Below are 9,556 nucleotides of genomic sequence, written 5' to 3'. Positions count from 1 at the left end.
GCGAAGTGGGTCATCACCCCTCCCAATTCCAATCCAGGGAGATGGACAATGGCCTGCGCACCGGCTGCGGCCTCAGACGGGTGAATCCCTAATCGCCCCATCCCGGTATCGATCTTGAGATGAACTCTCACGGCCTCCCTGGAGCCTCCAGTGCTGGCGGACAGGGCCCGGGCATGGAAGGGATGGTAGACCATCTGATCGAGGCGGTATTCGGAAAGAAGTGGACCCTGATCGGGAGGAGTTGGAGCCATAACCAGGATGGGAACCTGAAGGCCCTGGCGCCTCAGCTGGACGCCTTCTTCGAGCAGAGCAACACCCAACCAGGTTGCCCCGGCCTCGACGAGGGTGCGGGCCACGGGGAAAGCACCGTGGCCATAAGCATCTGCCTTGACCACCCCCATAATCTGGATGTCCCCCACGCGATCCCGGACCCGACCAAGATTCCGGGCCAGGGAATCCAGGGACACCACGGCTTGGGTTGTCCTATTTCTCACGGCACGCCTTCCCATTGCGGCCATGATACCAGGACCGCTTCCTTCTCGCAACGACGCCAATATCAGATTACAATGTGGAGAAAAACGGAATATTCCGGCGAAATTAGAAGAATAATATGAATAACTAAATGTTTCGATCATTTTCAGCAGAAAACTACTCTAAATCGCATCACAGCGCACCTTGCATTCCATTAGGCTGTGGACTAATGTAGCGCTGTTAGCACTCGATCCAGGTGAGTGCTAAGAGCGGCGTGCAACGAATTGTCGTTTGAGGACCGGTGTAATCCGGGGGGTCCAACACCAATTACGTCAGCGCGAGGGCTGAAGAAGGAGGTCGACAGGGTATGGCGGTGAGAGTTCAGCCACTACACGATTATATCCTGGTCAGGCGATTCGAAGAGAAGGAAGTCAAGAAGGGCGGAATCATTATTCCCGACTCGGCAAAAGAGAAGCCGCAAGAGGGGGAGGTGATCGCCGCCGGTCCCGGGAAGCTGACTGAGGAGGGCAAGCGGCTTTCCATGGACGTGAAAGTTGGAGACAAGATCCTTTTCGGAAGGTACTCGGGGAACGAAGTCCGGATCGACGACGAAGAATACCTGATCATGCGGGAAAGCGAGGTCCTCGGCATTCTGAAGTGAACGGGCACGACGGATCTCAGAATCCGCTCAACGCGTGTAAGGCGCAGTGAGGGCGAGACTAACATATTTCGTAGAAGGAGGGAGTGATCGATGCCGGCAAAACAACTCTCGTACAACGAAGATGCCCGGCGGCTCACGCTGCATGGCGTAGACCAGCTCGCCAAGGCGGTGAAGGTGACCCTGGGTCCCAAGGGACGCAACGTCGTCTTGGATAAGAAGTGGGGCGCACCCACCATCACCAAGGATGGGGTGACGGTGGCCAAAGAGATCGAGCTGAAAGACCCCTTTGAGAACATGGGGGCCCAGATGGTCAAGGAGGTGGCCTCTAAAACCTCAGACGTGGCGGGGGACGGTACCACCACTGCCACCATCTTGGCCCAGACGATTTACCGGGAGGGGCAGAAGAATGTAACCGCCGGGGCCAATCCCATGGCCCTCAAGCGAGGCATTGAAAAGGCAGTGGAGGCGGTGGTCTCGGAACTCAAAAAGAACAGCATCGCGACCAAGGGCAAGAAGGAAATCTCCCAGGTGGCAACCATCTCTGCCAACAACGATAGCACCATCGGCAACCTGATCGCCGAGTCCATGGAGAAGGTTGGGAAGGACGGTGTCATCACTGTGGAAGAGGCCAAGGGGATGGAGACCACCCTGGAGGTGGTGGAGGGGATGCAGTTCGACCGGGGGTACCTCAGCCCCTACTTCGTCACGGACCCGGAGCGCATGGAGTGTGTGCTTGAAAATCCCTTTCTCCTGATCTGTGAGAAGAAGATCGCCAACATGCGGGACCTCCTCCCGGTCTTGGAGCAGATTGCCAAGATGGCGAGGCCGTTGATGATCATCGCCGAGGATGTGGAGGGCGAGGCCTTGGCGACGTTAGTGGTCAACAAGCTGCGGGGAACGCTGAACGCTGCGGCGGTCAAGGCCCCGGGGTTTGGCGATCGTCGGAAGGAGATGCTGAAAGACGTTGCCACCCTGACCGCCGGGGAGGTGATTTCCGAGGAACTCGGGATCAAGCTGGAAAATGTCCGCCTCGACGATCTGGGCAAGTGCAAGAAGGTGCTCATTGACAAGGAAAACACCACCATCATCGAGGGGGGTGGAGACCACAAGGTCATCGAGGGGCGGATCAAACAGATCCGGGCCCAGATCGAGGAGACCACCTCGGATTATGACAAAGAGAAGTTGCAGGAGCGGCTGGCCAAGCTGGCCGGAGGCGTGGCCGTGATCAAGGTGGGGGCGGCCACCGAGGTGGAGATGAAGGAGAAGAAGGCGCGCGTCGAGGACGCCCTGAATGCCACCCGGGCAGCGGTCGAGGAAGGGATTGTCACCGGCGGCGGCGTGGCCTACCTGAGGACTGTGAATGCCTTGGACGCCCTGAAGTTGGAGGGGGACGAGAAGGTGGGGGTCACCATCGTGGGTCGGGCCTTGCAGGAACCGATCCGCCAGCTTGCCGAAAACGCCGGGGCCGAAGGGTCCATCGTGGTCCAAAGGGTCTTGGAAAAATCGGGTTCTTTTGGTTACAATGCCGAGACCAATGAGTACGAAGACCTGATGGAGGCCGGGATCATCGATCCCACCAAGGTCACCCGCATTGCGTTGCAGAACGCCGCGAGTATTGCGGCGTTGATGGTGACGATGGAAGTGCTCGTGACCGAGATCCCGGAGAAGAAGGAGGCACCCGGGATGCCCCCGGGCGGTGGTGGAATGGGAATGGGAGACATGTACTAAGCAGACGGTGGACGATCCATTACTTTCGCTTTTTGAGCCAAGAACCCCCGGGACACACCTCGGGGGTTCTTGCTTTTTCATCTTCCGAACCCGAGCGCGCGCCGTCCTTCCCCCGCTCCCAGAGGGCCCCCACGACCGACCAGAGGGGGGAACAGCAGAATCACCGTAACCATGATTGCATAGATTTTGCCCAACATCTTCCTCCAGACTTGTTTGTTGATGAGACCACTTAAATGCTAATCCGTGTCTCTTTCGCAAAGGATGTGCCACAGTCTTACGACTGTAAAATAAAGAACTTCCGTGAAGAGGGAGGAACAGGGGGAGTCCGAAAAAAAGGCGGACTGACCGAAAGGACTACATCCCACCAGGAAGTGACGAAGAGGAGTTCATGCCCCTGGGGTCGAAGGCACATTTCCGTTGACAGCAAAGGGAGGACTGCTAGTGTAAGAAGGGAAGTTCGTTATCTCGTGGAGAAGTCAGGATGACCTCTGAGATCCAAACCATCGTATGGCTCCCTGAGGGGATCGTGCGCCTTCTCGACCAAACTCGGCTTCCTGGGGAAGAGGTATATATCGATTGCCGGGACGCGGAGGACGTGGCCGAGGCGATTCGAAACCTTCGCATACGAGGCGCTCCAGCGATCGGTGTGGCTGCGGGCATGGGGCTTTCGCTCGGGGCGCAGACGCTGCAGGCAACCGATGTGACATCTTTTCTTCACGAGCTGAAAACCATTAAGGACCTGTTGGCCCAAACCCGCCCGACAGCCAGAAACCTCTTCTGGGGGTTGGAGCGGATCTGGACCGTAGCCGAAAAACATCGCGATCTTTCCATACCCGCTTTGAAGCAGCGTCTCGTTGAAGAGGCGGTCAAGATGCACCAGGAAGATCTGGCCTGTAATCGCGCCATGGGGAACCACGGACAGACGCTCATCAAGAACGGCGACACGATTCTCACCCATTGCAATACTGGCGCGCTGGCAACGGTGGGGTACGGGACCGGTCTGGGAGTCGTCCGGGCCGCCTGGGAGCTCGGGAAACATATCCAGGTCCTGGTTGATGAAACGCGACCACTCCTCCAAGGGGCCCGGCTGACTGCGTGGGAACTCGTCCGTCTCGGAATTCCCTCCCGCCTCATCACCGACAGCATGGCCGGAGATTTCATGCGGCGTGGTGAGGTGCAAGCGGTGATCGTGGGAGCTGATCGCATCGCTCTGAACGGCGATGTAGCGAACAAAATCGGGACGTACACCCTCGCGGTCCTTTGCCGGCACCACAATGTCCCGTTTTACGTCGCAGCTCCCCTCTCCACCGTAGACCCCGCTCTATCCACAGGCGACCAGATCCCCATCGAAGAGCGATCTCCTGAGGAGATTACCTCCATCGCGGGTGTTTCCATTGCCCCCCAGGGCTTCCCGGTGGCCAACCCCGCCTTCGATGTCACGCCAGCAGGACTGGTGAGCGCCATCATCACTGAACGGGGGATTCTTCACCCACCCTTCGCTGAGGCCATCCAGGCCCTGTGTGGATCCGCTCACTCTTCGTGACAGCAGCGAATCATGATTGAGAGAGGGGCAAGGCGCGGAGGCGGCCGAAAGATATGGCCGTTAGTCCTCGTCTTCCTTCTGGGGTCTGCGAACGCCCTCGCCGGCGACATTCCTCCGGCTTTCACCCAAGCCCTGGTGGCCTTGGACACCAACAACTGTCCCGCGGCCTTGAACGCACTTGAGGCCGTTCCTCACCCCCCTCCTGAAGTTATCCGCCACCGCATCATGTTTCTCACCGGCTATTGTCTCTTGAAAACAGACCAACCGGCGGCTTCCCTTCCTTTCTTTGAGCAGGCAGCGACGGAGTACGACCTCTTGGCCGACTACTCTCTCGTTTACGCCGCCGAGGCCGCGCAAGCCCTTGAGGATCACGACAAAACCATTGCCCTCCTTTCCCGACTCTTAACACGCTACCCAAAGAGCCTCCTCGCGGAGGAAGCCCAGTTCCGCCTCGCCATGACTTATCTGGAAACGCAGCAACACGCGGATGCGGAAAAGGGCCTGCGCACCTTTGTCGACCGTTATCCGAAATCGGACCTGGCCCCCGAGGCTACCCTTCACCTGGCGAAACTTTACCTCTCCCTGGACCGTGCACAGGAGGCGGCGCGCCTCTTTAAACGCCTCTACATCCGCCTCCCGACGGACCCCGCAACCGCCGAAGCAGAGCGCCTCCTCCAGGAGATCCCCCGACTCGCAACCCTCACCCCGGGCGAGAGCCTCCTCCGGACGAAGGCCCTCTTTCGAGAAGGAAGCTATAAGGAGGCAGCCACCACACTCAGCCCCCTCCTCCAAAATGAGCCTGAAAATGGACAGATCAGGTTCCTCATGGGGCGCATCCTCTTCGCCATGAAAAAGTACCCCCAGGCTATCACCACCCTTCGTCCGCTGACCGATCCCGCCGCGCGCAACCCCTTCAAAGTGAAGGCGCTATTTCTCATGGGAAGGGCCTCCCTTCGATCAGGAAAGTACTCGCAGGCGATTTCGTACCTCAAGCGGATTCCCGCTTCATTCCCGCGGAACCGCCTCTCCGATGATGCCCTTTATTTGATCGGTCTCAATCTCGAGGAGCGTGGGGAAGATGTTGCCGCCCTCAAAGTCTACGCAAGCCTGATTCGCCGCTACCCCGTTGGAGGTTTAGGGGATAGTGCCAGGTGGAATAGAGCCTGGTTGTATTACCGGCAGGAAAACCTCAAGCGGGCCGAACACGAATTAGAACATATCGTAAAGGATTACCCCAAATCGGGCCAAAGGGCCCAGGCCCTGTACTGGCGTGGCCGCATGCTGGAGAAGATGGGGAAAGACCGCCAGGCGAAACAGATTTACAGAAGCCTCGTGAAGGAAGCAACCCTTGATCCTTACTACGAGTGGCGAGCGAGGAAACGCCTGAGGCTCAAGCCTGAGAAACTCCCTCCGGAACTTCCTGCCTCAGTTGAAAGTGCCTCGTCCCCTGCCCTGGCCAAAGCCCGGGAACTCTCATACTTGAGGATCTGGGCGGACGCGGCAGCAGAGTATTGGGAAGTCGCGACGGCCCACCGCGGTGAGATCTCCTTGCAATGGGAGGCCTGTCAGGCGCTCGTTCGCGCAAACGAATTTGAGAAGGTGGTCAAGGTCGCAAGGCACGCGGTCTTCACCCTGCTCAAAAATGGGCAGAGAGAGGAGGCCTTGACCACGTTTGGAGGGTTTCTTTATCCTTTGGGCTTCTGGCCCTGGGTTGACCAATATGTCAAAGAGACTTCCCTCGATCCCTATTTTGTGACCGCACTCATCCGCGAAGAGAGTGCCTTCGCCCCCACGGCGATTTCCAGGGCAGGTGCCCGGGGACTCATGCAGCTGATGCCACAGACCGCGGCGCGCGTGGCCAAGGAGATCGATCTCCCGAACCCCGTCGACCTTGACGCTCCTGGTCCCAACATCGCATTGGGAACCCGCTACCTGGCCCGCCTCCACCAGGAGTTCGGAGGTAACCTGGTCCTCACCCTGGCAGCATACAATGCCGGGCCTCACGCTGTCCGACGCTGGCTCACGGACGGCCCCCTGCACGACCTCGAGACCTTCGTTGAGGAAATCCCCTATCGTGAGACCCGCGAGTATGTGAAAAGGGTCTTGGGGAGCTACGACCGCTACCGCACCCTTTACGCCTGGCCAAGCAAGCAGTGAGTGGCACCGGCTCGAACAGGGATGTCGGTTGCAGCGCTTGCGCGAACCGAAGACGTCGGGCATAATGGCTTAGCTCAGAATGGGGAGAAAAGATGCGACGGGCTTTGACCATTGCTGGCTCCGATTCAGGCGGGGGGGCGGGTATCCAGGCAGATCTCAAGACCTTTACCGCCTTTCAAGTCTATGGTCTGTCTGTCCTGACCGCCATTACCGCCCAGAACACCCTTGGCGTTCAGGGCGTCGAAACGCTTCCCCCTGACTTTGTTACGCTCCAGATCCGCTCTGTCCTCTCGGATATCGGCGCCGACGCGGGGAAGACCGGGATGCTCGCCACGAATGAGATCGTAGCGGCGGTGGCGGAAGGAGTCCGAGAATTTCAACTCCCGAATCTGGTGGTGGATCCGGTGATGGTTTCGGCCACCGGCCATCGCCTCCTCGACGAGGACGCAGTGGAGGCGGTTAAGACCCTGCTGTTTCCCCTGGCGACCGTGGTCACCCCCAATCTCGACGAGGCTACGATCCTGTGGGGGGAAAAGGTTAATGACCTGAACGGGATGAAGGAGGCAGCGAAGGCGATCAAGGCGTTAGGGCCCCGGTACGTGCTCGTGAAAGGGGGCCATCTCTCTGGACCAAAAATCCTCGATGTCCTCTACGACGGAAAACGCTTTGAGGTCTGGGACACCCCAAAGATCCCGACCGAGCATACCCACGGCAGTGGTTGCACCATTTCGGCGGCCATCGCAGCAGGACTTGCCAAGGGCCACGAGGTGAAGGAGGCGGTTGATACGGCTCAACGGTACATCCATGCCGCAATTCGGACGGCGGTCAAGATCGGAAAGGGGAAAGGCCCCGTGAACCACCTGGCGAAGGTCGAAGAGTCCGACGTCCAAAGTCCAACGTCGCAAACGGACAGGAAGAAAGGGCGTGCGCGATGACGCACAGCCTGGACGGGAAGGAAATTATCCTGGGGGTCACAGGCAGCATCGCCGCGTACAAAGCGGTGGAGATCCTGAGGGAGCTGACTGGCCGAGGTGCGGCCGTCACGGTGGTGATGACAGAGAGTGCCCAGCGGTTCGTCTCACCCCTGACCTTTGAAACCCTCTCCAGACGTCCTATCCTCACCGATCTTTTTGCCCTTGATTACGACAAGCAAATCGGTCATGTCGCCACCGGCGGGCGGGCAGATCTCTTACTCATCGCCCCGGCTACCGCCAATACCATCGCCAAATTGGCCCACGGAATCGCGGACGACTTTTTGACGAATCTGTATCTGAGCTGCACGTGTCCGGTCCTGCTTGCTCCCGCCATGGACCGGGAGATGTACGCCCATCCCACCGTCCAGGAAAATCTCACTCGCCTGAAGGCCCGAGGGGTGCACGTGGTGGAAACCGAGTACGGAGAACTTGCCTCCGGATTGATTGGCCGCGGACGCCTTGCCGATCTTCTCACCATTTGCGGAGAGGTGGAAGGCCTCCTCACTCATCAGGAAGACCTCCAGGGGGAAACGGTTCTCGTCACCGCGGGTCCCACCCAGGAGCCGCTCGACCCCGTCCGCTTCCTCTCCAACCGTTCCTCAGGGAGGATGGGCTTTGCCATTGCCCAGGCTGCGCGGGATCGGGGCGCTCACGTCCGCTTGGTCAGCGGCCCCACATCGCTTCCCACCCCCCCAGGCGTCACGCGGACTGATGTGACGACCGCCGAAGAGATGCTCCATGCGGTTTTGGGGGAACTCGATGCTACCACCATCCTCATCATGGCCGCTGCCGTGGCAGACTACCGCCCAAGCACGCACTCGCCGAAAAAGATGAAAAAGCAAGAGGCCCTTACGGTCGAGCTGTTGCGAAACCCGGACATCCTGGCTGAGGCAGGCCGGCAAAAGGGATCACGGATCTTGGTGGGATTCGCCGCTGAAACGGAAGACCTCGTCTCCAATGCCCGGGAGAAGCTTCACAAGAAGCATCTGGACCTGATTGTGGCCAATGACATCCGCGTTGGCTTCGGTGGCGAGACCACCCGTGTCACGATTCTTGATCGCCAGGGACAGGTTGAAGAGCTACCGGAGCTTTCGAAGCGAGAGGTGGCCCATCAGATCTTGGATCGAGTCGTGGCCGTGCGTAGGGGAGACTAGTGCCGTTTCAACTTGATAAGTGGTTCGACAGGGCTTCGACGGTGAGCTCAGCCGAACCGCTCACCACCCCGAGGAAGATCGAGGGGCCGAATGTGGGCGGCCTGCCTTGTTGCAACGGTCGTGAGCGAGTGCAACGAGAAATTTGGCACAAATAGGTGGAACGGCACTAGACCGAGCATGAGACCGTGAGCCCACAACATTTTCGCCACGAGGTGGCAGACCTCGTGAAGAAGACCCGGGATTTTCTCGAGGCTCAGCGGCAGCTGGGGCTCGACTTCCTCCCAGGGGGTCCAGAGATGCCCGAGCCAGAAAAACCGCGCTCAGAGCGGGAGCTCCTGCTTTCCGGAACCCTGACGCTGCAGGCAACCCGTCAGGTCCTGGGGGAATGCACCCGTTGCAAGCTCCACCCTCACCGGACCCAGATCGTTTTCGGGGTCGGCAATCCGCAGGCGGATCTGGTCTTCGTCGGAGAGGCCCCTGGCGCGGACGAGGACGCGCAAGGAGAGCCCTTCGTCGGCCGGGCAGGACAGCTTCTCACCCGCATGATCGAGGCGATCGGCCTGAGACGTGAAGAGGTCTACATTTGTAATGTTCTCAAGTGCCGACCGCCGAATAACCGTACCCCCGAGTCAGACGAGATCGCCTCCTGCGAGCCGTTCCTGATTGCTCAGCTGAAGGCCATCAAACCCAAGCTCATCTGCGCCCTCGGAGGTATCGCGGTTTCGGCCCTCCTGAAGACAAAGATGCCGCTCTCGAAGCTGCGTGGGAAGTTCCATGACTACTACGGCATTCCTCTGCTGATCACATACCACCCAGCGTATCTTTTGCGAAATCCCAACGAGAAAAAGACCGCCTGGCAGGACTTGCA

At 59.1% G+C, this 9,556-nt stretch carries 8 protein-coding genes; 7 read left to right on the top strand and 1 reads right to left on the bottom strand.

What is annotated here, in order from left to right; translation table 11 throughout:
- The coding region (locus tag O6929_14650) for an alanine racemase (protein ID MCZ6481619.1) at positions 1-494 on the bottom strand (494 nt) is incomplete at its 3' end.
- A 344-nt stretch (positions 495-838) separates the two neighbouring features.
- On the opposite strand from O6929_14650, the gene O6929_14645 reads away from it, so the two are divergent.
- The 7 genes from O6929_14645 to O6929_14615 all read left to right on the top strand — a co-directional run.
- The gene (locus O6929_14645) at positions 839-1,132 is read left to right on the top strand and encodes a co-chaperone GroES (protein MCZ6481618.1); all 294 of its coding nucleotides are present in this window, start codon (positions 839-841) and stop codon (positions 1,130-1,132) included.
- Positions 1,133-1,222: 90 nt separating this feature from the next.
- A complete protein-coding gene (gene groL, locus O6929_14640; GenBank protein ID MCZ6481617.1) occupies positions 1,223-2,860 on the top strand; it encodes a chaperonin GroEL in 1,638 nt (545 codons plus the stop codon).
- Between the two features lie 481 nt (positions 2,861-3,341).
- Positions 3,342-4,403: an S-methyl-5-thioribose-1-phosphate isomerase gene (mtnA, locus tag O6929_14635; protein ID MCZ6481616.1), complete on the top strand. Its 1,062-nt coding sequence runs from the start codon at positions 3,342-3,344 to the stop codon at positions 4,401-4,403.
- 12 nt (positions 4,404-4,415) lie between these two features.
- Positions 4,416-6,560 carry a tetratricopeptide repeat protein gene (locus O6929_14630; GenBank protein ID MCZ6481615.1) on the top strand — a complete coding sequence of 715 codons (2,145 nt, stop codon included), beginning with the start codon at positions 4,416-4,418 and terminating at the stop codon, positions 6,558-6,560.
- 92 nt (positions 6,561-6,652) lie between these two features.
- Positions 6,653-7,495: a bifunctional hydroxymethylpyrimidine kinase/phosphomethylpyrimidine kinase gene (thiD, locus tag O6929_14625; GenBank protein MCZ6481614.1), complete on the top strand. Its 843-nt coding sequence runs from the start codon at positions 6,653-6,655 to the stop codon at positions 7,493-7,495.
- Positions 7,492-8,688: a bifunctional phosphopantothenoylcysteine decarboxylase/phosphopantothenate--cysteine ligase CoaBC gene (coaBC, locus tag O6929_14620; GenBank protein ID MCZ6481613.1), complete on the top strand. Its 1,197-nt coding sequence runs from the start codon at positions 7,492-7,494 to the stop codon at positions 8,686-8,688. The genes thiD and coaBC overlap by 4 nt, the downstream gene beginning before the upstream one ends.
- Positions 8,689-8,873: 185 nt before the next feature.
- On the top strand, positions 8,874-9,556 hold a 683-nt coding region (locus O6929_14615), incomplete at its 3' end, for a uracil-DNA glycosylase (GenBank protein ID MCZ6481612.1).

This window comes from Candidatus Methylomirabilota bacterium (assembly GCA_027293415.1).
In the GTDB taxonomy this organism is placed as follows: domain Bacteria; phylum Methylomirabilota; class Methylomirabilia; order Methylomirabilales; family CSP1-5; genus CSP1-5.
This window is presented reverse-complemented; position numbering and strand designations above follow the sequence as displayed.

Bases quoted from the DNA above. Each gene is read 5' to 3' on its own strand.
- O6929_14645 (MCZ6481618.1), top strand. From the start codon at position 839: ATGGCGGTGAGAGTTCAGCCACTACACGATTATATCCTGGTCAGGCGA.
- groL (MCZ6481617.1), top strand. From the start codon at position 1,223: ATGCCGGCAAAACAACTCTCGTACAACGAAGATGCCCGGCGGCTCACG.
- mtnA (MCZ6481616.1), top strand. From the start codon at position 3,342: ATGACCTCTGAGATCCAAACCATCGTATGGCTCCCTGAGGGGATCGTG.
- O6929_14630 (MCZ6481615.1), top strand. From the start codon at position 4,416: ATGATTGAGAGAGGGGCAAGGCGCGGAGGCGGCCGAAAGATATGGCCG.
- thiD (MCZ6481614.1), top strand. From the start codon at position 6,653: ATGCGACGGGCTTTGACCATTGCTGGCTCCGATTCAGGCGGGGGGGCG.
- coaBC (MCZ6481613.1), top strand. From the start codon at position 7,492: ATGACGCACAGCCTGGACGGGAAGGAAATTATCCTGGGGGTCACAGGC.